Annotated in this window: 23 protein-coding genes; 11 read left to right on the forward strand and 12 right to left on the reverse strand. The window is 60.8% G+C overall.

Annotation, left to right across the window (positions count from 1 at the left end):
• Together LUN51_RS11345 and LUN51_RS11350 are read right to left on the reverse strand one after the other, a co-directional pair.
• Positions 1-996: a TRAP transporter substrate-binding protein gene (locus tag LUN51_RS11345; RefSeq protein WP_277811340.1), complete on the reverse strand. Its 996-nt coding sequence runs from the start codon at positions 994-996 to the stop codon at positions 1-3.
• 159 nt (positions 997-1,155) lie between these two features.
• Positions 1,156-2,409 carry a LysR family transcriptional regulator gene (locus LUN51_RS11350; protein ID WP_277811341.1) on the reverse strand — a complete coding sequence of 418 codons (1,254 nt, stop codon included), beginning with the start codon at positions 2,407-2,409 and terminating at the stop codon, positions 1,156-1,158.
• 203 nt (positions 2,410-2,612) lie between these two features.
• On the opposite strand from LUN51_RS11350, the gene galB reads away from it, so the two are divergent.
• From galB to LUN51_RS11400, 10 genes are all read left to right on the forward strand, one after another.
• Entirely contained in the window at positions 2,613-3,353 is a 741-nt protein-coding gene (galB, locus tag LUN51_RS11355; protein WP_277811342.1) for a 4-oxalmesaconate hydratase, read from the forward strand.
• Complete coding sequence (locus LUN51_RS11360) at positions 3,350-4,084, forward strand: 4-carboxy-4-hydroxy-2-oxoadipate aldolase/oxaloacetate decarboxylase (protein ID WP_277811343.1); 735 nt, start codon at positions 3,350-3,352, stop codon at positions 4,082-4,084. The genes galB and LUN51_RS11360 overlap by 4 nt, the downstream gene beginning before the upstream one ends.
• Positions 4,081-5,193 carry a 4-oxalomesaconate tautomerase gene (locus LUN51_RS11365; protein WP_277811344.1) on the forward strand — a complete coding sequence of 371 codons (1,113 nt, stop codon included), beginning with the start codon at positions 4,081-4,083 and terminating at the stop codon, positions 5,191-5,193. The genes LUN51_RS11360 and LUN51_RS11365 overlap by 4 nt, the downstream gene beginning before the upstream one ends.
• Positions 5,190-5,903, forward strand: coding sequence for an alpha/beta fold hydrolase (locus LUN51_RS11370; RefSeq protein WP_277811345.1), 714 nt, complete (start codon positions 5,190-5,192; stop codon positions 5,901-5,903). Before LUN51_RS11365 ends, LUN51_RS11370 begins: the two co-directional genes overlap by 4 nt.
• Positions 5,900-6,355: a nuclear transport factor 2 family protein gene (locus LUN51_RS11375; protein WP_277811346.1), complete on the forward strand. Its 456-nt coding sequence runs from the start codon at positions 5,900-5,902 to the stop codon at positions 6,353-6,355. Before LUN51_RS11370 ends, LUN51_RS11375 begins: the two co-directional genes overlap by 4 nt.
• 59 nt (positions 6,356-6,414) lie before the next feature.
• Positions 6,415-6,771: a protocatechuate 3,4-dioxygenase gene (locus tag LUN51_RS11380; RefSeq protein ID WP_133697325.1), complete on the forward strand. Its 357-nt coding sequence runs from the start codon at positions 6,415-6,417 to the stop codon at positions 6,769-6,771.
• Complete coding sequence (locus LUN51_RS11385) at positions 6,771-7,616, forward strand: class III extradiol dioxygenase family protein (protein ID WP_277811347.1); 846 nt, start codon at positions 6,771-6,773, stop codon at positions 7,614-7,616. Before LUN51_RS11380 ends, LUN51_RS11385 begins: the two co-directional genes overlap by 1 nt.
• Before the next feature lie 213 nt (positions 7,617-7,829).
• Entirely contained in the window at positions 7,830-8,996 is a 1,167-nt protein-coding gene (locus LUN51_RS11390) for an MFS transporter (protein ID WP_277811348.1), read from the forward strand.
• A gap of 117 nt (positions 8,997-9,113) precedes the next feature.
• Complete coding sequence (locus tag LUN51_RS11395; protein WP_247620754.1) at positions 9,114-9,662, forward strand: thioredoxin family protein; 549 nt, start codon at positions 9,114-9,116, stop codon at positions 9,660-9,662.
• Positions 9,653-10,597, forward strand: a complete 945-nt coding sequence (locus LUN51_RS11400) for a threonine ammonia-lyase (RefSeq protein WP_277811349.1) — start codon at positions 9,653-9,655, stop codon at positions 10,595-10,597. Before LUN51_RS11395 ends, LUN51_RS11400 begins: the two co-directional genes overlap by 10 nt.
• 63 nt (positions 10,598-10,660) lie before the next feature.
• Here LUN51_RS11400 and pcaG read toward each other — a convergent pair whose 3' ends face one another.
• The 5 genes from pcaG to mdlC all read right to left on the reverse strand — a co-directional run bounded on the left by pcaG (position 10,661) and on the right by mdlC (position 16,072).
• Positions 10,661-11,293, reverse strand: a complete 633-nt coding sequence (gene pcaG / locus LUN51_RS11405; protein ID WP_084076006.1) for a protocatechuate 3,4-dioxygenase subunit alpha — start codon at positions 11,291-11,293, stop codon at positions 10,661-10,663.
• 3 nt (positions 11,294-11,296) lie between these two features.
• The gene (pcaH, locus tag LUN51_RS11410; protein ID WP_247620756.1) at positions 11,297-12,037 is read right to left on the reverse strand and encodes a protocatechuate 3,4-dioxygenase subunit beta; all 741 of its coding nucleotides are present in this window, start codon (positions 12,035-12,037) and stop codon (positions 11,297-11,299) included.
• Positions 12,038-12,209: 172 nt separating this feature from the next.
• Positions 12,210-13,136, reverse strand: a complete 927-nt coding sequence (gene pcaQ, locus LUN51_RS11415) for a pca operon transcription factor PcaQ (protein WP_247640745.1) — start codon at positions 13,134-13,136, stop codon at positions 12,210-12,212.
• A 223-nt stretch (positions 13,137-13,359) separates the two neighbouring features.
• The gene (locus LUN51_RS11420; protein WP_277811350.1) at positions 13,360-14,382 is read right to left on the reverse strand and encodes a TRAP transporter substrate-binding protein; all 1,023 of its coding nucleotides are present in this window, start codon (positions 14,380-14,382) and stop codon (positions 13,360-13,362) included.
• 103 nt (positions 14,383-14,485) lie between these two features.
• The gene (gene mdlC, locus LUN51_RS11425) at positions 14,486-16,072 is read right to left on the reverse strand and encodes a benzoylformate decarboxylase (RefSeq protein ID WP_277811351.1); all 1,587 of its coding nucleotides are present in this window, start codon (positions 16,070-16,072) and stop codon (positions 14,486-14,488) included.
• Positions 16,073-16,169: 97 nt separating this feature from the next.
• Between mdlC and LUN51_RS11430 the strand changes: the two genes are divergently transcribed.
• Complete coding sequence (locus LUN51_RS11430; RefSeq protein ID WP_277811352.1) at positions 16,170-17,096, forward strand: LysR family transcriptional regulator; 927 nt, start codon at positions 16,170-16,172, stop codon at positions 17,094-17,096.
• A 20-nt stretch (positions 17,097-17,116) separates the two neighbouring features.
• Here the strand turns inward: LUN51_RS11430 and LUN51_RS11435 are convergent, their stop codons facing one another.
• The 5 genes from LUN51_RS11435 to LUN51_RS11455 form a co-directional block, all read right to left on the reverse strand.
• Entirely contained in the window at positions 17,117-18,130 is a 1,014-nt protein-coding gene (locus tag LUN51_RS11435) for a TRAP transporter substrate-binding protein (RefSeq protein ID WP_277811353.1), read from the reverse strand.
• A 74-nt stretch (positions 18,131-18,204) separates the two neighbouring features.
• Positions 18,205-19,491 carry a TRAP transporter large permease gene (locus LUN51_RS11440; protein ID WP_277811354.1) on the reverse strand — a complete coding sequence of 429 codons (1,287 nt, stop codon included), beginning with the start codon at positions 19,489-19,491 and terminating at the stop codon, positions 18,205-18,207.
• Positions 19,484-20,008 (reverse strand): TRAP transporter small permease, encoded by a 525-nt coding sequence (locus tag LUN51_RS11445; RefSeq protein ID WP_247620763.1) that lies wholly within the window; start codon positions 20,006-20,008, stop codon positions 19,484-19,486. The genes LUN51_RS11440 and LUN51_RS11445 overlap by 8 nt, the downstream gene beginning before the upstream one ends.
• Before the next feature lie 17 nt (positions 20,009-20,025).
• Positions 20,026-21,045 carry a TRAP transporter substrate-binding protein gene (locus LUN51_RS11450; RefSeq protein ID WP_277811355.1) on the reverse strand — a complete coding sequence of 340 codons (1,020 nt, stop codon included), beginning with the start codon at positions 21,043-21,045 and terminating at the stop codon, positions 20,026-20,028.
• Positions 21,046-21,140: 95 nt separating this feature from the next.
• Positions 21,141-22,310: an alpha/beta fold hydrolase gene (locus LUN51_RS11455; protein WP_277811356.1), complete on the reverse strand. Its 1,170-nt coding sequence runs from the start codon at positions 22,308-22,310 to the stop codon at positions 21,141-21,143.
• Between the last annotated feature and the right edge of the window lie 10 nt (positions 22,311-22,320).

A 22,320-nucleotide genomic window follows, 5' to 3' on the forward strand; every position in this document is an offset into this window, starting at 1 on the left:
TCACTCCCCACGCATGGCGTCTAGCACACTTTCTGTACCTTTTTCCGCCAAACGCTGCTTGCGAAACTCATCGGCGATCTTTTCAAACTTCGCTATTTCCTCATCGCTGAGTTCGATCACTTCATTATCAGAATCTTCGCGTATCTTCTTCAACGTTTCATTGGCGCGGGCATTCCAGCCTTGCTCACCGCTACGTGACAACTCTTTGCCGCTATTGTCATCGATTGCCTTTTTGAACTCATCGGAGAGACTATCGTATTTATTTTGATTCATGGCCAAATAGAACATGATATGACCCAATGGCGCGCCCACCGAGTAGACATTGGCGACTTCATCGAGTTTGAAGTCATTGACGGCGCTGGCACCGGTCACCAACCCATCTATCAAGCCCGTCTGGAGCGAGTTGTAAACCTCCCCAGCAGGCATTTGCACGGGAGTGCCGCCATAAGCATCGATCAGTGCCGCCGTCATTTCTCCAGAGACACGAATCTTCAAGCCCTCGAGGTCTTCCGGTGTATGAATTTCTTCATCTTTCATGATGAAAATACTTGGCTCGCTCGTCCAAAGCGCGAGCGGTTTAGTTCCTGGAAACTCACTTTTAAGTTGGTCATCATAGGCATTCCACAGCATGTCATAGCCATGCATCCCATCGGGAATCGCACCCGGCATTTCGACAACCATGGACTTCTTGAACTGTGATGAGGTGTATCCGGGGATCCCCCAAGCAATATCGGCGACACCCTGCAAGACACGCGGATATTGTTCCTTGGGCCCCGAGCCCAGCTCCCCGCCAGGATATACTTTGACTTCCAGCTCGCCGTCAGTCTGCTCCTCGACGCCTTCTTTGAAGGGATAAACGATGGAACTGTTGACGACATGAGCAGGTGAAACGAAGTGAGCAAGTTTCAAGGTTTCTGAGGCATTGGCACCTGCGCTGACAGCCATTGCCACGCCAGCCGTCAGCGTTAGCAGGGTACGGTTTCTTAACGTTTTCATTCTGGCGTCTCCCGACTTTTATTAAACTTTAGTCTTGTTCTCCCTCCGTTTTCGCACAAAAACACATAAGGAAACGGAGCCTTAAAGCACCGTACCCGGCCCTCAGTCACAGCAACAAATTCAAATCACGTGCTTGGGTATACGTTTTTGCTATCCCGGTCACGAATGAGACGGCAAGCCTGGGCTAGCCATGCGTTCGCCGAGTTCCAGCAAAATACGCCGAAGCACTTTCAAGGCATGCGTTGGGGAATCATCGGTACGCGTCGTGATACCGATCGGGCGTAAGGTGCCCGTCAGCTTGATGGGAAGAAGCGCCAGTTGGCCGCTTTGGACCTCGAAGAAAACCTGATGAGGGGAAACCAGTGTCACACGATCGCTATCCAACAACAGCGTACGGATGGTGCTGAGGTTGCCGGATTCGACCACCACATCGGGAGGCGCCAAACCGGCACTGCGGAATTCCTGCTCGAAGCTCACGCGCGCGGGCGTCCCCTGGCGTGGCGCGATCCACCGCGCATCGAGCAAGTCACTCAACGCCAGCGAGGCATGTTGCATCAGAGGATGATCGCGGCGCGCCGCGACGGCGAGGCGATCATGAAAAAGTCGCTGCTGGGTGGTGTCCTCGCTTGTGCCAGCCTGGCGCAGTGCGCCGATAAGAATATCGATCTCGCCATGGCGCAACGATTCAAATAGCGCATCATAGGTGCCTTCGAGGATCGTGACATGCAACTCCGGCAGCTCGCGCAGCAGCGCGTCCACCGCCTGAGGGACGAGCAGCGAGCTCGACAACGGCAAGGTCCCGATGACCACGCGCCCGCGCACCTCGCCTTGCCAGGCGGAAAGGTCGTCGCTAACCAGAGACAGCTCACGCAGTGCAACCTTGGCATGGCGAATCAGAACCGCCCCGCCATCGGTAGCCAACATGCCGCGTTGCGTGCGTAGAAAGAGCGCTATCCCCAGTAGGCGTTCCAAGTCACGCAAGTTGCCACTGACCGCCGGCTGGGTCAGCCCCAGGCGATTGGCCGCCTGGGGCTCGTTATGTAGATCGGCAACGGCCACCAAGACCGTCAACTGGCGGTGCGACAAACGTTGCGTGAGGCGGTCGAAATTTCCCTCCGGATGCAGGCCTGCCAGCTCGGTTTCGGCAGCGCTGAGCTGCTGCAGGGCCCGCCGAAAACGATGCAGGACGACCTTTCCCGCCGTGGTACATAACATGCCGCTGCGATGGCGCTCGAACAGTGCCAGGCCGAGTTCCTTTTCCAGGTCACGCACCGCCCGCGTCACGGCGGGTTGCGACAGGTGCAACGCCTCGGCCGCCCCCATCACGCTGCCTGCCTCGGCTACGGCGATGACCGCGCGCAAGCGCCGCATGTTGGGTGCGTAATCGAATGCCTCGCGATGCAGCTCGGTCATGTCAGACCCCTCGACTTGAATCTCCCTCTAGCATGCCGCACGACGTCGCCGCGCGATATGCCATAAAGGAAGCATGGTCATCCGCGCCACGCTGGTGTTCGGTGCATAAGCAAAACGCATATTGACGTCAGCGAAAAACATTATTCGAGTTTCAGGCAAGCTGACAGGATAAAACCATCATCTTCAACGGTAGGTTTTGGCCCATGACTGTCGCGTCTTCTTCTTCCGCTGGCTTGGTGGTCAGCGCCCATTCGGCGGATTTCGTATGGCGGGCGGGCGGCGCCATCGCCCTGCATGCTCGGCAAGGTTATGCCATGCATATCGTCTGCCTGTCGTTCGGCGAGCGCGGCGAGTCCGCCAAGCTCTGGCGTCAGGGCAATATGAGCGAGGAAAAGGTCAAGGCGGCCCGCCGCGAGGAAGCCGAAGCGGCCGCCGCAGCCCTGGGCGCCACGGTCGAATTCTTCGACATCGGCGATTATCCCATGCGCGCCGACAAAGAAACGCTATTCCGACTCGTCGATGTCTACCGCCGCGTTCAACCCGAGTTCGTGCTCACGCACTCGCTCAAGGATCCCTACAACTACGATCACCCGCTCGCCACCGATCTCGCCCAGGAAGCGCGCATCATCGCTCAGGCGGAAGGCCACAACCCCGGCGAGACCATCGTCGGCGCCCCGCCCGTATACTGCTTCGAGCCACACCAGCCGGAGCAATGCCAGTGGCGCCCAGATGTGCTGCTCGATATCACCGAGGCATGGGACGACAAGTATCGCGCGATCCAATGCATGGCCGGGCAGGAACATCTGTGGGAATACTATACCCGCGTCGCCCTGCAGCGTGGCGTGCAGGCCAAGCGCAACATCGGCATCACCGCGAAGAAGAACATCAAGTATGCCGAGGGTTATCAAAGCATCTTCCCCCGCGTCACGGAGAATCTAGCATGACGACCTCCCTGGAAACCCCCGGAATCGTCGTACGCGACGTTCCCCGGGCTACACGCGAACACATCGACGCACTCGGCGAAGAGGGCGTCGCCACCGTACACGAAGCCCAAGGACGCAAGGGGCTACTCGACCCCGCGATTCGCCCCATCCAGCGGGATCATGGCATCAGCGGCTCGGCGGTGACGGTCCTGGTCTCGCCCGGCGACAACTGGATGTTCCATGTCGCCGTGGAACAGTGCCAGCCCGGCGATATCCTCGTAGTGGCCACGCGCTCGCCATGCATCGACGGCTATTTCGGCGACTTGCTGGCCACGTCGCTGCAAGCCCGCGGTGTACGCGGCCTAGTGCTCGACGGGGGCGTGCGCGACACGCGCATCCTGCGCGAAATGGGCTTTGCCGTCTGGTCGCGCGCCGTGCATGCCCAGGGCACCGTCAAGGAGACCCTGGGCTCAGTGAACATTCCCGTCGTCTGCGCCGGCCAGTGGATCAATCCCGGCGATATCATCGTCGCCGATGACGACGGCGTGGTCGTGGTGCGTCGTGACGAGGCCGATAACGTGGTCGCTGCCAGTCGCAAACGCGCCGCCGCCGAGGAAGACAAGCGCGTGCGCCTGGCCAATGGCGAACTGGGCCTCGACATCTACGACATGCGCCAACGGCTGGCCGACAAGGGTCTGACCTATTACGATGACCCGCAGGCGCTGGCACGTGCCATGGAGTCCTCGTCATGAGCCAGACGCGCATCCCGTGTCTGCAGATGCGCGGCGGCACCTCGAAGGGGCTGTACTTCCTCGCCGAGGACCTTCCCCGCGATGCCGCCCGGCGCGATGCGGTATTGCTCGCCGTGATGGGCTCGCCCGATGCGCGTCAGATCGATGGCCTGGGCGGGGCGACGTCGCTGACCAGCAAGGTCGCGATCGTCGACCGCCCGACTCGCGACGACGTGGATGTGGATTATCTTTTCGCCCAGGTCGTCGTCGATGCCCCGCGCGTCGACTATGGCCAGAACTGTGGCAACATCCTTGCTGGTGTCGGCCCCTTTGCCATCGAGCGCGGCTGGGTGACGGCATGCGACGGCACGACGCCGGTACGCGTACACATGGTCAACACCGGCCAGGTGGCGATCATCCATGTTCCGACGCCCGGCGGTAGCGTCGAATACGCCGGCAACGCCGAAATTTCCGGCGTGCCGGGCAGCGCCGCCCCCTTGATCGTCGAATTCCAGGATACCGCCGGCTCGAGCTGTGGCGCCCTGCTGCCCACCGGCCACCCTCGTGACACCGTCGAGGGCATCGACGTGACCTGTCTCGACAACGGCATGCCGGTGGTCCTGTTGCGTGCCGAAGATCTCGGCGTCAGCGGCCACGAAAGCTGCGCCGACCTGGAGGCCGACACCGTACTGCGTGAACGCCTCGAACGCATCCGCCTGGCGGTGGGACCGCGCATGAACCTGGGCGACGTCAGCGAACGCACCGTGCCCAAGATGACTCTGGTCGCCGCGCCTCGGCATGGAGGCAGCCTCGCCACACGCTCGTTCATTCCTCATCGCTGCCACGAGGCCATCGGCGTGCTCGGCGCGGTCAGCGTGGCAAGTGGCTGCCTGGTACCGGGCACCGTGGCCGACGGGTTGGCGGTGCTGACCGAGGGGACGACACAGCGCCTGTCGATCGAACACCCGACCGGCGAGTTCACCGTCGAGCTGACCCGTGACGCGGACGGCGAGATCGTCCGCGCGGGGCTGTTGCGCACCGCCCGGCTGCTCTTCGAAGGCCACTTGCATGTGCCGCGTGCCGTCTGGAATGGCGACACCGCTGCCCACTCCAACGGAGCCGCTTCATGACACCCGTACCGCTATTGCCGCTGCCGGGCCTGCTGTGCGACGACGCCATCTGGACCGAGGTGCGCGAACATCTCGTCGCCCCCACGCTGCCAACACCCGACTACGGCATGGCCGATTCCATCGGTGCCATGGCGGATGTCGCCCTGCAAGGCGCGCCCGAGCGCTTCATCGCGGTGGGCCATTCCATGGGTGGCCGCGTCGCCCTCGAGATCCAGCGTCGCGCGCCGCAGCGACTCGCGGGCCTGGCGCTGCTGGATACCGGCTTTCGCGGTCGAGTGGTGGGAGAAGCGGGCGAGCGCGAACGCGAAAACCGTCTCGCACTACTGGCCAAGGCCCGCCAGGACGGGATGCGCGCGATGGGCGGCACCTGGCTGCAAGGCATGGTGCACCCCGAACGGCTCGACGACGAGGCGCTCATCGAAGCGATTCTGGCGATGATCGAGCGCAAGGATCCCGACACCTTCGCCGCCCAGATCGACGCTCTACTGACCCGTCCGGACGCCACCGAGCAACTGGCCGGCATCGCCTGCCCGACCCTGCTGCTGTGCGGACGCCAGGATGCCTGGAGTCCGCTGGAACGCCACGAGGAAATGACAGGACTCATTCCCGACAGCCGTCTCGAGGTCATCGAGGAAGCCGGCCACATGAGCCCCATGGAGCGTCCCGCCGCCGTCGCCCGAGCGCTCGACCACTGGAGAAAGCACGCATGACGTCCTTGTCGCACGAATCCCAAGCGGCCATCGAACAGGCCTGCACCCGCCTGGTCCTCGATGCCGCCGCCGCCACCGACCGCCAGGACTATGCTGACCTCGTGGCGCTTTTCACGCCGGATGGCCAGCTGTTTCGGCCCACCGCTCCCGAGGAACCGCTCGCCGGGCGCGAGGCGATCCTGGCAAGCTACCAAGCAAGGCCACCGCAGCGCATCACACGGCATTTCTGCAGCAACATCCGTGTCCAGGTGGAAAGCGCCGAACGGGCGCGGGTCAATACCTATGTGCAAGTTTTCGCCGCCGACACACAACACGCGCCAGACGGCCACTTCGGCTGGCCGCTGGCAGGCCGCACCATGATCGGTGAATTCGACGATTTGTGCGTGCTCGATCAAGGCGCATGGCACTTCGCCGAACGCCACGCCCGCTTCATCATGCATCGCGATGGCTGACGCCATGGCACGCTATGCGTCATGTCATCTAGCAACCACACAAAAAGGGAGTACACGCCATGTCGGATACACAAGAGCGCTGGGGCATTCCCGGCACCTATGTCTTCGATCTCACGCTCTCGCGGCAAGGGTATGCCATCAACAAGATGTGCAACTCGCTCAAGTTCGACGAGAACCGTGAGGCCTTCAAGGCCGACGAAGAAGCCTATATGGAACGCTACGGTTTGTCGGAAGAACAGAAACAGGCCATTCGCGAGCGTGACTGGCTGCGTCTGACCCAGCTCGGAGGCAATCTGTTCTTCTTCCTCAAGCTTGGCGCCACCCTGGGCTACGGGCTTTACACCATCGGCGCGCAGATGCGTGGCGAAAGCTACGAGCAGTTCATGTCCACCCGCAACGTGCCAGGAGCAACCTGATGGGTAAAATCGTCGCCGGTATCGGCTCATCCCATGTGCCCTCGATCGGGCGCGCCTATGACCAGCAAAAACAGACCGATCCCGCCTGGCAGCCCCTTTTCGACGGCTACGAACCCGTCAAGCGCTGGCTGGCCGAGGAGGTCAAGGCCGATGTCGTCATCCTCGTTTACAACGATCATGGCACCGAGTTCTTCCTCGATTGCTACCCTACCTTCGCGCTGGGTGTCGCCGACAGCTACGCCGTGGCAGATGAAGGCTATGGCAAACGCCCCCTGCCGGACTTTCCAGGAGATGCGGCCTTCTCCGAGCATCTCGCCAATCATCTGGTCGCCGACGAGTTCGACCTGACCCTGTGCCAGGAAATGGCATTGGACCATGGTTTCCTCACTGCCATGCCCCTGCTCTGGGATCACGATGAAACCGCCTGGCCGGTCAAGGTCGTGCCGCTGCTGGTCAACGTCATCCAGCATCCTCTACCCACAGGGCAGCGCTGCTACAAATTGGGCGAAGCCATTCGTCGCGCCGTCGAAGCCTACCCCGAGGACACTCGGGTCGCCGTCGTCGGCACCGGTGGCCTATCGCACCAGCTCAATGGCGAACGTTTCGGCCATATCAACGAAGAATGGGACAAGCAGTGGCTGCAGCGCATTCAGGACGAGCCCCGCGAGCTTGCCGCGCTGTCGCACAAGGAGGTCATGACTGAGGCCGGCGCCGAGGGCGGTGAAGTCATCATGTGGTTCGTGATGCGCGGCGCCATGACCGAACGCGTCGAGGAAGTGCATCGCTTCTACTATGCCCCGATGACAACGGGTATGGCGCTGCTCGCGCTCAACAACAGCGACTAACTTCCGCTCTCGAACGAGGTATCGAAGATGGCACGTATCCTCGGCGGGCATGCGGCACTCTCGCAGCATATCGGCGAGAGCCTGGAAGAATTCCAGAAGACCCGCAATCAGCAGGTCACCTAGTCCGTGGCCTGCCGTCGGGATACCGACGACGCATCCTCAGCAAAGACTTGATAAGCTGGCACTTTATTTCACCACCCGCGGGAACGTTAGATGGTTCATAAAAAGGCAATTGCGTATTCAGTGTCATTCGCCGCTTTTCTAGGCCCTTTTACTCAAACCGTCTACGTTCCCATCCTCCCCGAACTGCAAGACACGCTGGCCACCAGTCAATTACTCATCAACACCAGCATCTCGGTGTTTACCTTCATCATCGCCTTCATGCAGATCCTCTACGGTCCGCTGACTGACAGTCTAGGGCGTAAGAAGGTTTTACTCCCCGGCATCGCCCTCTATGTCGCGGCGTCGATCGGCTGCTTCTACGCCGATCACATCACCTCGCTGCTCTTCTTCCGCGTGTTTCAAGCCGTGGGGATCGCGACAGGGTCGGTGGTCGCCGTCACCGTCATCGGCGATCTTTTCCAAGGCGAGGAACGCCTCAAGGCAATGGGCACCTTCCAGATGATGGTCGCGCTCGGCCCCGTCATCGGGCCAGTGGCGGGTGGCTTCATCGCCGGCCAACTCGATTATCATTACGTCTTTTTGGCGCTGGCCATCGCCGGAGCGCTGATCGGCATTCTCAACCTGGCATTGCTCCGGGAAACCAAGCCTGCCGGCCCCGCGCGCAAGATCGATCTCGCCGAATACGTCCGCATCACGCGTGACCGACAGGGGCTGACCATCGGCATTCTGGGCTTCGTGCAGTTCTACATTTACTACAATTTCCTGGTCTATCTGCCGGTGATTCTCGACCAGGGCTACACGCTCTCCGTGGCCCAGAAGGGGCTGATGTTCCTGCCGCTTTCCGTCGCCTTGGTGCTGGGAAGCTTCCTGAGTAGTCGTGTGCAGAAACGTCTCTCGACGGAAAGTCTGCTGGTGATCACCGCCTTGTTGTGCGCCATCGATGTCGTGGTCTTTCTGGTCACGGCAGCGCACTCGCTGACACTACTCATCGCGACGACATTCCTGTTCGGTTTGCTGCTGGGCCTGTCGCTTCCCGCGCAGACCGCACTGCTGACGCGAATCTTCGTTACCCACCGCGCCACCGCCGTAGGTCTCTACAACTTCTTTCGCTTCATGGGCATGGCCAGCGGGCCGTTTCTCGGCGCCCTGTTGTTCGGCCTCGGCGGTCTCCCCCTGTTGTTCAGCATCGCCGCGCTGTTGTTCCTGCTCATCGCACTGCTCGCTTGGCGTAACCTCATGTCTGCCCAACGCGCCTAGACAATGCCCCTCTCAGAGGCACCCTTGCCCTTGAGGGGCCAATCGCGCCTAGAATGAAGGCAGGCTTCTCGCCCGTCATAAGGCGTGAGTGATATTCAGCGCGCATCGGAGGTCCCCATGTCATTGACACCTTCCACCATGATCGAACTGGGCTCCCCACTGCCGGCATTTCAGCTTCCCGATGCCGACGGCAAGGAAGTCGACAGCGCCGATTTCGCCGGGCGGCCGATCCTAGTCGCGTTCATCTGCAACCACTGCCCCTTCGTCAAGCACATCGCGGATGCCTTCGCCGATTTCGCCCGCGAGTATCAGGCCAAGGGCCTGGCGGTGATCGCCATCAACAGCAACGACTTTCACGCCCATCCGGACGACAATCCCGAGAACATGCGTGCAGAAATCGACGCACGCGGCTACACCTTCGATTACCTGGTGGATGAAAGCCAGGACGTGGCACGTGCCTTCGAGGCAGCCTGTACTCCGGACTTCTTCCTCTTCGACCATGAGCATCGCTTGGCCTACCGAGGGCAGTTCGACGCCAGCCGACCCAGCAAGGAGACGCCGGTCACCGGGGAGGATTTACGGGCCGCCGCCAACGCCGTGCTCGCGGACCGCGCACCGTCAGCGCAGCAGACGCCTTCCATGGGCTGCAATATCAAATGGAAGTAAGCGATGTCCAACGCGCACGGGAACGGATCGCCGAGGCCCTCGCGCCGACACCGCTGTTGCTCGACCAGACGCTGTCCGAGCGTCTGGGACGGCGCGTGTGGCTCAAGGCAGAGTCATTTCAGCACACCGGCTCCTTCAAGGCACGCGGTTCGCTGAACTGGCTACGCACAGCCCGCGACGCGGAACTTGTCGGTGGGCTAGGCGCCGTTTCCGCCGGCAACCACGCCTTGGGCCTAGCCTGGGCGGCACGGCAAAGGAGCGTGCCCGTCACCATCGTGATGCCCGAGAATGCGAGTCCCTTCAAGGTCGAAGGAAGCCGCGCGCTGGGTGCGGAGGTCATACTGCATGGCGATATCAACGCGGCCTGGACATTGATGCATGAAATGGTCGGGGAACGCGGCCTGACGCTGGTGCATCCCTATGACGACGAACGCATCATCGCCGGCCAGGGCACGCTGGGGCTCGAGGTGCTCGAGCAGGCACCGGACGCCCAGGCGATTCTGTGCCCGGTCGGTGGCGGCGGCCTGATCGGGGGCATCGGCGTGGCGACGTCCGCGCTGCGCCCCTCGCTCTCGCTGATCGGCGTGGAACCCAGCGGGGCGGCAAGCATGGCGCATGCCTGGGCCCAGGGTGGCCCCGCTAGGCTCAGTGAGGTGCAAAGCTGCGCCAAGAGTCTCGCCGCCGCTATCGTCGGCGAGCACACCTATCCGCTGAGTCGCCGACACGTCGCCGAGCTCGTCGACGTGGATGAAGATGCCATCCACCGTGCCATGCGCCACTTGCTTTACCAGACCAAGCTAGTCGCGGAGCCTGGCGCCGCCGTGGGGGTGGCCGCCCTGCTCGAAAGCGCGGCGACACTACCACCGCAAGGCGATGTCGTGGTCATCATCACCGGCGCCAACCTGGGGCGCGAGGAACTGGCCGGCTTGTTGTAAGCGATGTCTTGGCAGTACGCGCTGGAGCGACATGCTGATATCACGTGCTCTCTCGTCACGCGCTTAGAAGTCGAAGAACACCGTCTCGCCCTCGCCCTGCAGCCGAATGTCGAAACGATAGCGGGGCTTGCCTTCACCCTCTTCACGCGTGGCGATCAGCGTCTGACGCCGCGTGGGCGACTCAACCGCATTGAGCACCGGGCAAGCCGCGTTGGCCTCGGCCTCGTCTTCGAAGTACAACCGCGTATGCAGCTGAATATTGATGCCGCGGGCGAACACGGCGAGCGTGACGTGCGGTGCCATCAGGCGGCCATCGCGGCGCGCGACCTGGCCCGGTTTGATGGTGTGAAAGCACCACTCGCCGTCGTTTTCCACCGTGGTCGCGGTGCGTCCGAAGCTGTTGAACGGCGCTTGCAGATCGAACTCGCACTGGTAGTTGCCATGAGCGTCCGCCTGCCAGGCTTCCAGCAAGGCATCGCGCACCAGGTCGCCGTTGCCGTCGATGACGCGGCCCACGAGTTCGATGGCCTCGCCGTCGGCCTCCGGCGAAGCGAGCCGATTCCAGATTTCTTCCTCGCGCGGCGGCAAGCCGGCGATATCCAAGGCCAGGCCGATGTGCACGTAGGGGCCGGCCGTCTGTGACGCGGTTTCACGCAGCATGGTTGCAGCGCAGGGCTGTGAGTTCGGCTGTTGCATGATTTACCCCTGGTTCTCGAAATAGGTTTGCACTTCACCGCGGATCACCAGATCGAAACGGTATGCCAGACAATCCATCGAGCGGCTACGCGCCATGTCGAGACGACCGGTCATGGTTTCCACCGCTTCGGGGTCACGCAGGGTATGCACGATGGGACACAGCGGAATCAGCGGGTCGCCCTCGAAGTACATCTGGGTGATCAAGCGCGTGGAGATCGACGGTCCCATCACCGAGACGTGGATGTGCGCCGGGCGCCAGCTATTGATGTCGTTGGGCCAGGGATACGGGCCGGGCTTGACGGTGCGGAAACGGTACCAGCCCTCGTCATCGCTCAGGCAGCGCCCCACACCACCGAAGTTAGGATCTAGCGGCGCCAGGTAACCGTCTTTCTTGTGGCGATAACGCCCACCGGCGTTGGCTTGCCACATTTCCACCAGGGTGTTGGGCACCGGCTTGCCGAACTGATCGATGACACGTCCGAACACGATGACCCGCTCGCCGATGGGCAATCCGGATTGGGCCTCGTTGTCGGCACGGAAGTTGAGCAGCAGGTCGTTGTCGTGGGGCCCCATGCGTAGGCGCGTAAAATCCGGGCCGCCGAGCTCCGAAACGCTGGGCGCCTGCATGCTGACATAGGCTTGGCTAGGGGAGCGCGCCACCGTCGTCTTGTAGCCCGGCGCATAGGCCGGGGGGTGCCAGTTACGGTCGCGCTCGACGAAGCGTTTATTATCGTTGCGAGGCATGCGAATCTCCTGATCGAAAGGACCGCGGCGCGAGCGAACGCCACGATGTCATGCCTCATTGTCCGTGCCTGGCGCGGGTTGCCAATTGAAATGGCCGACCACCGCTATAACCCCAGGGCTATGTCGGCCAAAGGTCTATGCTACCAAAGATCAAGTATCCGCCTGTGATCTGTCACCCCGAAGGTGATGCCATCTCGGCGACGATATCGCGCAGACACGCGCTCAAGGCGTCGACGCCGGGATTGCGCGGCAGGGCGATATTGGTGCACACCCCCACGGAGCCGCCCCGCGATTCCAGACGCACGGGCAAGCGCGCCAGGCGGCCATCGCGGAGATCCTCGCGTACCGCATCGAGAGGCGCGACCCACAGCGCGTCGCTAGCCAAGGCATAGCGACGGCTCAACGAGAGCGACAGGGTTTCCAGTGCGATACGCGGCGGCTCGGCTCCCTGCTCGACCCAGAAACGCTCGACCTGATCGCGCAGGGTGGTCGACGTCGGTGGGACGATCCACGCATTGGCGGTCAACGCTTCAGCATCCAGTACATCCTGCCCCAACAGCGGGTGCTCGGCGCGCACCACCAACACCAACGGCTCGTAATACAGGTGCTCGAACTGCAGGCCGCGGATTTCGCGAGCCTCGCTCATGCGTCCGGCCACCGCGTCCAGCTCCCCCATCCGAAGGCGGGAGAGCAGATACGCACTGGGCCCCGTCACCACCTGAACGCGCCATTGCGGTGCCTGGGCATGCAGGCGATGCAACGCCCGGGGAAGCAGGCCCTCTTCGACGGTCGAAAGCGCGCCCAGACGCACCACCGCCTCCTGCTGGGCGGCGTCCTGCACCGCCTGGAATCCCTCGCCTAGACTGCGCAGCGCGGGGCCGGCGTGACGCAGTAGCGTCAAGCCAGCGGTGGTCAAGGTAGCGCCTTGCGGACTGCGCTCGAAAAGCGTCGTCTCGAGGATCTCTTCCAGCTCGCGAATCGTCTTGGACATCGCCGGCTGGGTAATGGAAAGTGCCTGCGCGGCCTTGGCCAGACTTTGCAACCGCGCGACTTCCTGAAACGCCATGAGATGGCGCAGCTTGACGCGAGCGCTCAGCATCGCGGTGTCCTCACGAATCACGGGCAGGGGCGCGACGCATGTACGAGCCACGATCGTTCGCCCTCGCCAAGGTCACATCAGTGAGAGGAGGATACCAGCAGGCGCTGGGTACCGACCATGGCGATGAGGTAGCGCCATCCCATGCCATGTCATGAACTCCCGTGGGGGAAACACAACGGCGCCGCCTCGCAAGGCGGCGCCATGTCACACGAGCATGGTTTCATCACAATGCACATTTACCATCCCGTAGGGACAGAGCCTTTTCATAGACCGCTTGCGCATCGTCGATGCCACGCTCTTCCAGGCGCTCGAGGTAACGCTCGGTACCACGCTTCAAGGGGCCCGACCACTGCGGATCGTTCAGGGGATCCTCGACGCTATGGATCGTATCGCCCTGCTCGCGCGCCTGCTCCTTGCCTTGAGTATCGAGCCCGTAGAATACCTCGCCCGCTTTTTCGGCCCAGCGCATGCCACTGTTGGCGTCGATCGCCTTACGCGCTTCGGGCGATAATGCCTCGTAAGCGTCGCGGTTCATGACGGCCATCAGGGCGCCCGTGTAATAGGGAATATCCAAGTGATAGCTGGCCAACTCATTGACTTGGAATACTTTCATGGCTTCCCAGGGCAGGCTCAATCCATCGATCACGCCACGCTGCATCGAGGTATAGATGTCCGGTGCCGGCATGCCCACCGGATCGGCCCCCATGCTTTCCAGCATGTCGCTGGACACTTCGCTGGGCGTGCGTATACGCAGCCCTTCGAGATCTTCCGGCGTTTGCACCTCAGTGTCCCGCGTATGCAAAGGTGCCGGTCCGGTGGTGAACAAGAACAGCGGATGCGAATCAGCGTACTCGTCACCCAGCTCGTCATCCTCATAGAGCGACTGCAGGATGCAGGCCCCTTGCGGTGCGCTGGCCGACACGCCGGGCAGCTGCACGATTTCGGAGAGCGGGAAGCGCCCCGCCGTATAGCCCTGAAGCGTGACGGTAATATCGGCGACGCCGTTGACCACGCCTTCGTAGGCACTGTTTGCCTTGCTCAGCGTCTGCGAGGGATAGATCTCTACTTCGAGCGCTCCATCAGAATCCTCCTTGACCTGCTTCGCCCAGGCCTCGATGAGATCTTGATTGACGGCGGATTGCGCAGGCCACAGGTGGCCCAGGCGCAGTGTGGTATCGGCGTAGGCGGCGCTCGCTGCAGCGGTAAGCCCGAGCCCTAGAAGGCAGCATGAGATGGCGTGTTTCATTGTATGACCTCGTTATCGTTGTGTGATGTATTCGGTCGTGTGGCGCTCAGAATCTGGCACCGTGCCTGTTATGCCTGATAGGTCTAATATGTCAGACGCATCCTCAAGGCTCGATGGTGGTCGTGGAAACTTCGATGACGCGGGGTTTATCATCTTCAAGGGCAGTTTGCAGTGCCGTCTCGAAGTCATGGCGGGCCGACACGGCCACGGCCTCGACGCCATAGCCCTTGGCCAGGGCACAGAAATCGAGACCGGGGACGTCGAGACCGGGCGAGTCTTCGGCATCCAATAGGCGGGAGAACCAGCGCAAGGCGCCATAGGTACCATTCTTCAGGATCACGAAGACCACCGGGATGCGATATTGCGCGGCGCTCCACAGCGCGGTGATGGCGTAATTCGCCGAGCCGTCGCCGATCACCCCGATCACCCGGCGTTCGGGACAGGCCAGCTGCACGCCGACGGCCGCCGGCAAGCCGAAGCCCAGCCCGCCGGCGGCGGGAAAGAAGTAACTGCCCGGGTGGCGCATTTCCACGCGCTCCCAGAACGCCGTGACCGTCGAGGTGGATTCCTTCACGTAGATCGCATCTTCCGGGGCCACCGCGTTCATGACATCGAACACCGTCTCCGGTGTCAGCAGACCTTCAGGGTCCACTTGCGGTTCAGGCCTCGGTAACGGCTCGGGACGCGCCCGGTCGCTCTGCGGGAGACGCGGCACCAGGGCCTCGAGCGTGGCGTGAATATCGCCCACAAGGGCATCGCCCATGGGGGCCCGCGCGGCCTCCTGCATGTCGCAGGTCAGGTGAACCAGTTCGGCGCCATCGGGCAGGTAACGCCCCGGCGCGTACTGATGATAGCGGAACACCGGCGCGCCGATGACGACGATGAGATCATGCCCCGCGAGACGATCCGAAATCCCCTGGATCGCCGCCGGCAAGACGCCACGGAAGCTCGCATGACGCGTGGGGAAAGGACAGCGCGAGGCCGACGGCGCCACCCAGGCCGGCGCATTTAGGCGCTCGGCCAGGGCCACCGCCAAGGCATTGGCGCCGTAAGCATCGACATCAGGCCCCAGCACCAGCACCGGGTTGCGGGCCGCGTTCAGGCGCTCGGCGAGCGCCTCGACCTGGGCCTCGGCGGGTTGCGCGGCGCTCGTCACCTGACGGGCACTAAGCAGCGCGGCATCGTCATCGACCGCGTGCCCCCAGTCATCGTGGGGAATCGACACGTAGACAGGGCCACGCGCCGGCAAATTGGCCGTGTGGATCGCCTGACTCAAGGCGCGCGGCACATCCTCGGGGCACGACGGCTCATAACTCCACTTGACCAGCGGTCGCGGCAATTGCGGCGCATCCACGTTGGCCAGCATCGATTCGACACCCATCATCGAGCGCGCCTGCTGGCCGGCAGTCAACACCAGCGGCGAATGTGAATACCAGGCATTGGTCAACGCGCCCATGGCATTGCCGGACCCGGCCGCCGCATGCAAATTCACCAGGGCTGGATGCCCACTGGCCAGGGCAAAACCATCCGCCATGCCGACGACAACGCCTTCATGGAGCCCCAGAACATAACGGAAATCAGCGGGAAAATTCTTTAAGAAAGGCAACTCATTGGAGCCAGGATTACCAAAGACAGTCGTCAGCCCCTGGCGGCGCAATAGGTCATAAGTCGCAGAATGGACGGTTGGCATAACCACCTCGAAACATCATGTTCTTGAACGATAGTTTTCTTGCCAAGACGACTCAAATCATTATTCTTTCTATACGAAATAAATAGGACTTATCCGAATGCGCCCTATAGACCTTAATCTCATACGGACATTCGTGACACTGTATGAATCGCGTAGCGTTACCCTCGCCGCGCACCGGCTAAATGTCACTCAGCCCTCCGTCAGCTACTCTCTTTCAAGGCTTCGCGAGATTTTCAACGATCCGCTTTTCTCCAGAACGCGCGATGGCATGGAACCCACCTTCCTTTCCACACAGGTCTACGCGTCCTTTCGTCATGCCTTGACACAAATAGAGCACACGATCAGCGACAATCAGCATTTTGATCCTTGCCACTCACAGCGGCGTTTTCGACTGGCCTTGACCGATCTAGGGGAAACGACTCTGCTGCCTGCCATTCTTCAGCGCATGCAGACATTAGCACCACACGTGGAGCTTGAAGTCGTGCCGTTGGAAATAGAAAAGATCAATTCATGGTTCGACAACAAAAGTGTCGATGCCGTCGTTTGTAGCCGGGATATAATGGCGCCCAGCATGGGAAGAAAAGCCATCATTGAGGAGCGTTATGTATGCTTGTTAAGCAAACAGCATCCACGCATTCAGAAGACACTCGACATGGAGACCTTTACTCAGGAGCATCACGTCGTCATCTCGCCTTCATCGGGACACAGCCTCGCTGAAGATATATTGAAAACACACGACATCAGCCGCAAAGTCAGCGCCGTCGTGCCCCACTTCTCGGCGTTGCCTCGCATCCTGGAGAATTCAGAGCTACTGGCGATACTCCCCCAGCAGATCGCGCAAATCTTTGCGCGAGAAGCTGCTCTACAGATATGTGAGCTGCCTTTCGATGTGCCGAATGTCGAGGTGACCCTCTACTGGCCACGCCATGCCGATGACTCATCGGCGCAAGAGTGGTTCCGTCAAACGCTCATCGAGGCCATCGCCCCAGAATATGCAAAGAATGGCCCGCCAGATGCATGCTGACGGACCATGCAGTGCCACACTTAAGCTTCGCAGGATTCCTTGAGGGTCATGACGTTGTCGTACGTCTGGGCCCCTGGCAGGCCTTTTTCCTGCAAGTCGTTCACGTAACGATTAACCGTATCCTTGAGTACCGGTCCCCACTCGTCGTCTTGCAACGGGTTATCGATGGTGATGATTTCATCGCCCGCATCGAGCGCTTCCTGACGCCCTTCCTTGATGAGTTCGTCGTATACGCTGGCGGCCTTCATCGACCACTCCATACCGCTATGCTCGTCGACGACTTTCTTGAGATCATCCGGTAAGTTCTCGTAGTCACCCTTGTTCATCGTCGCGATCAGTGCCAGATCGTATAGCGGCACTTCGGTGTGATAATTAACGAGCTCGTTGACACGGAAGGTCTTGGCGCCTTCCCAGTTGATGCTCAAGCCATCCATTACGCCACGCTGGAGCGACGTATAAATATCCGGCGCCGGCATACCCACGGGTTGCGCCCCAAGGTCTTCCATCATGTCTCCCACCAACGAGGTGGGACGACGTAGGCGCATGCCCTCCAGGTCACTGGGCTTCTCGAGCAACTTCTCCTTAGCATGCAGGTAGCCCGGACCCGTCGTGAACATGAAAAGCACGTGCGAATCCGAGTACTCCTGGTCAAGATCGCCTTGATCGTAGAGTTTCTGCAACACGCAGGAGCCTTGACGACTGCTGTTGGAAACACCAGGGACTTCGATGACTTGCGTCAAAGGAAAGCGTCCCGATGTATAGCCTTGGGCCGTCGCTCCGATATCAGCGATACCATCGACCACCGCCTCATAAGTGGCGTCAGACTTGGCGAGCGTCTGGCCCGGGAACACCTGCACTTCCAGGCGACCATCCGATGCCTCCTCCACGCTATCGGCCCACGCCTGGAAGATCTCCGTGTCGATCTTGGAGCCACCTGGCCATACGTGGGCCAGGCGCAGGGTTTCCGCCTGCGCCAGGCTAGGCAGAACGGCTAATCCAAGGGTCAAGCCGGCGGCGTAATAGATTGTTTTCATTGTAGGTACCTCGTGATGTATTTATAGCTAGCGTTTGCCTTCTTCCATGCAGTACGCGCGTTCCACTCCTGGAATTAAATGAGAAATAGACTGAGCACAGGGAATGCGATCAATAGCGCCAAGCGCACGAAATCGGCAGCAATGAAGGGCGCCACGCCCTTGAAGATTTCGCCCAACCCCACGTGGGGTGCCATGGCTTTGATAACGAAGACGTTCATCCCCACAGGGGGCGTTATCAGCCCTAACTCGACGGTCAACACTGTCACGATGCCGAACCATACCGGATCGATACCCACGGTCTGAATGATCGGGAACACGACCGGCACGGTGATCACCAGCATGGCGATCGAATCCATGAACATCCCGAGGATGAAATACAGCAACAAGATGCATAGCAGCACGACAAGCGGCGTAAGATCCATGCTTAACAGGAACTCACTGATGGTGAAGGAAATCCGAGAAACCGAAATGAAGTAGCCTAGCGTCTCGGCCCCCACCAGCATGAAAAACACGACCGAGGAAAGTGCCAGCGTTTCCTGCACGGACTGCCACAGCCCCTTTGCCCGCATACCTTTGGCCAAGGCATACAGCAATGTAGCGAATGCCCCCACGCTTGCCCCTTCTGTGGGTGTGAAAGCGCCAAAATAAATACCCAATATGAGCAGTAGAAAGACACCGAAGAAAGGTGACAATCCCGCCAGGGATTTAATCTTATCGCCCCAGGAAGTGGACTCTCCCGCGACGGCAAGCGAAGGCTTGAGACGCATCACGATGGTGATCGCCAGCGAATAGAAAACGAGCCCCATCAGTCCGGGTATGAGACCCGCCATGAACATATCGCCTACCGACTGCTCGGTAAGAATGGCGTAGATCAACAAAGCAATACTCGGCGGAATCATGATCCCCAGTGTGCCACCCGCAGCCAGCGCGCCGGTGGCCAAGCCACGGTTGTAACCGTAGCGCTCCATTTCGGGAAGTGCGACGCGAGTCATGGTGCTCGCCGTCGCCAATGACGATCCGGAAATCGCCGAGAAAATACCGCAGGAGCCAATCGCCGAGATCGCCAGCCCGCCTTTCCAGCCACCGCAGATGACGCGAGTGGAATTGAACAGTTTACCTGCCATGCCGGAGTGCGCCGCCAATACCCCCATGAAAATGAACATGGGAACCGCACTGAAGCTGTAATTAGACAGCACTTCCACGGGCACGGATTTGACCATCGACAAGGCGGCACCCATGTTGATGATCTGCGAGAACCCTACGACACCGACGATCAACATCGACAACGCTACCGGCACGCGCAGCATCATCAACACCAGCAATGACGCCAGGCCTAGGCCACCGATCATTTCACTACCCATTGGCGCTTTCCTCCTGTTGGCCGAAGACGCCGCTCAGCAAGACATGCATCAAGCTGCGCAGGCTGAGTAGTGCACTCAGAAAGGCGGCAAATAAATAAATAGGTCCCATGGAAATTCTCAAATCTTGTGTTACTTCACCATGAGATATCGCGCCGAGCGCCGAATTGATCAGTCCCACGCACAAGATAATCCCAAGCACCATGAAACCCAGTAGGTAAAAACCGTGCAGGCGCGCCTTGAGGGCATCGTTCATACGGTGCGTCAGCGCCTCGACGACTACCTGGCTTTTCTCGACGCTCGCAGCCATGGCCGCGAGCAGAGAGAACAGCAGCAGGTAGCTGACCAACTCCACGCTCCCCGACACGCTGAGGGATATCGCACCACCGGTCAGATCACTCAAGTAACGCAGCCCCACGTCGAGAATAGTGACCGACAACAGCGCCAGAAGCGCTATGCCAGCTATGATTCTGCACAGGGAGCCCAGCCAATGACTGAGCCGAGTGAGCCCTTGCTGCATACCGTTCTCTCCTAGCCTTATTCGGCAGAGCAGGATTTGCGCGCTTCGAGCGCTGCGTAATAGACATCTCGCGCCTGATCGAGACCACGCGACTCGAGATTACCGAGGTACTGGTCGATGCCTGCCTTGAGCGGCTTCGCCCATTCCGAATTCTCGAGCGGATTGTCGATGACACGAATGGTGTGTCCGGCTTCTTCGGCCTCTTTTTTGCCGGCCTTATCATCGGCGGCAAAGACCTTCCCGGCTTTTTCCGCCCACTTCATGCCAGAGTTTTCGTCGATGGCCTTTTGTTGCTCGGGAGACAGGCTGTCATATTTATCCTGACTCATCGTGGCGACGAAGATCAGCGTGTAGAACGGTACCTGCGTGTGGTACTCGGTCAGCTCGTTGAGGCGAAAGGTCTTCATCCCTTCCCAAGGAAAGCTCAACCCATCCAGGACACCGCGCTGCATAGAGGTATAGATTTCCGGTGCCGGCATGCCCACCGGCTCGGCGCCCATGTTGTCGAGGATGTTGCCCGCCACGGACGTGGGCCTACGCATGCGTAGGCCTTCGAGATCCGAAGGTTTCTGCACGTCCGTCTCGCGCGTGTGGATATACCCAGGCCCGGTGGTGAACATGAACAACACATGGGTATCATCATATTCGCTATCGATCTTGCCATCGTCATAGAGCGTTTGCAGCACGCAGGCTCCTTCCGGCGCCGACGACGCCACACCCGGCAATTCCACGATCTGACTCAACGGGAAACGGCCGTTGGTATAACCCTGTGCCGTGATCCCGATATCAGCGATACCATTGACGGCCGCTTCATAGGTTTCATCGGCTTGGCTCAAGGTCTGCGAGGGATAGTTCTCGACCTGTAGGGAGCCATTGGAGTCTTTTTCCACTGCTTCGGCCCAGGCTTCGAACACATCTTTATTGATGGATGAAGCCCCCGGCCAGAAATGCGACATGCGTAGCGTTTCCGCTTGGGCAGTGGAGACAGCAGCAGCCGCTAGGGAGAGGGTAAGCATGCAAGTGAGCGTACGTTTCATGGCGTTGATTCCTCTTATTATCTCGAAAGAGGCCCAATAAGGCCTCTTGGTTTCACCGCCTTCCGAAGAAGGCCAGTTCCAGGCGGAGGCTTTCGTTATAGGGTGTTACCCCAGCCCAGCTTCTTGGCCATCGCAAAGGCATGGTTGGCAGCCGGCACACCGGCATAGATCGCCACATGCATCAGCGCCTGGCGCAATTGGGCTTCACTGAGACCGATGCGTTGGGCGGTTTTCAGGTGGAGCTCCAGCTCCCCGTCACGACCCAGCGCCGCCAGTACTGCCAGGGTGATCATGCTGCGTTCGGTGCGGCTCAAGTCATCGTTGCCCCACAGCTCGCCCCAGGCCAGGCGAGTGATCATGTTCTGGAACGGCGCGTCGAGCGTGGTGGCGTTCTCACTGGCACGCGCCACGTGCTCGTCGCCCAGCACCTGCTTGCGCGTTTCCAGTCCGGCGGCATAGCTCACGCCATTCTCATCGACGTGCTCATCGCCCAGCCAGGTACGCAGTCGCTTGGCAACAGCCTCGGGCACTTCCACGCTGGGCACGTGAGCGATGTTTTCGAGAACCTCAAGACGCGCATCGCCGAACTGGGAGGCCAGCGTCTTCAGGGTCTCGGGCGGCGTGGACAGGTCCTCGCGCCCCCCGAGCAAACGCACGGGCCCCGTGACATCACGCAATTGCCCGCTGAAGTCGGTCTCGGCCAGCATTTCGCAGAGCCGTGCGTAGGACTCGCCATCGGTGCGCATGAGCTGGACTTTCCAGCCCGTATAGGTCGCCGCATCGCCTTGCGCGAACGCCTCGGAAAACCAGCGCGGGACGATTTCGTCGACCATGGCGGCCAAGCCTTCCTGGCGCACTCGCGAGGCCCGCGTATGCCAGTTATCCGGGGTGCCGATGACCGCGCCGGTGTTGGTCAGCACGACATCGGCGAGTCGCTCGGGGCACTGAGTCAACAACTGCTGGCCGACCACGCCGCCGATCGAGGTGCCCACGAAATGAAAGCGCACCACCCCCAGCGCATCAGCCAGGGCCAGGGCGTCTTCGGCCAGCGCGCGGGGAGTGACCGCCTCGGTCAGGCCACTGCTGGCGCCATGACCGGGTAGATCCCAGGTCACGCAGCGAAAGCGACCGCGCAGGGCAGCGACCACGCCTTCCCATACGTCCTGACTCATGCCCAGCGGATGCGCCAATAGCACCGCCGGCAGCGCGGCTTCACCGCTATCGCGATAGGCGATCGTGCGCTCCGCCACCGTCAAGAAAGCCATGCCGTTCTCC

The sequence above is a fragment of the Chromohalobacter canadensis genome, from assembly GCF_029544075.1.
GTDB lineage: Bacteria > Pseudomonadota > Gammaproteobacteria > Pseudomonadales > Halomonadaceae > Chromohalobacter > Chromohalobacter canadensis_A.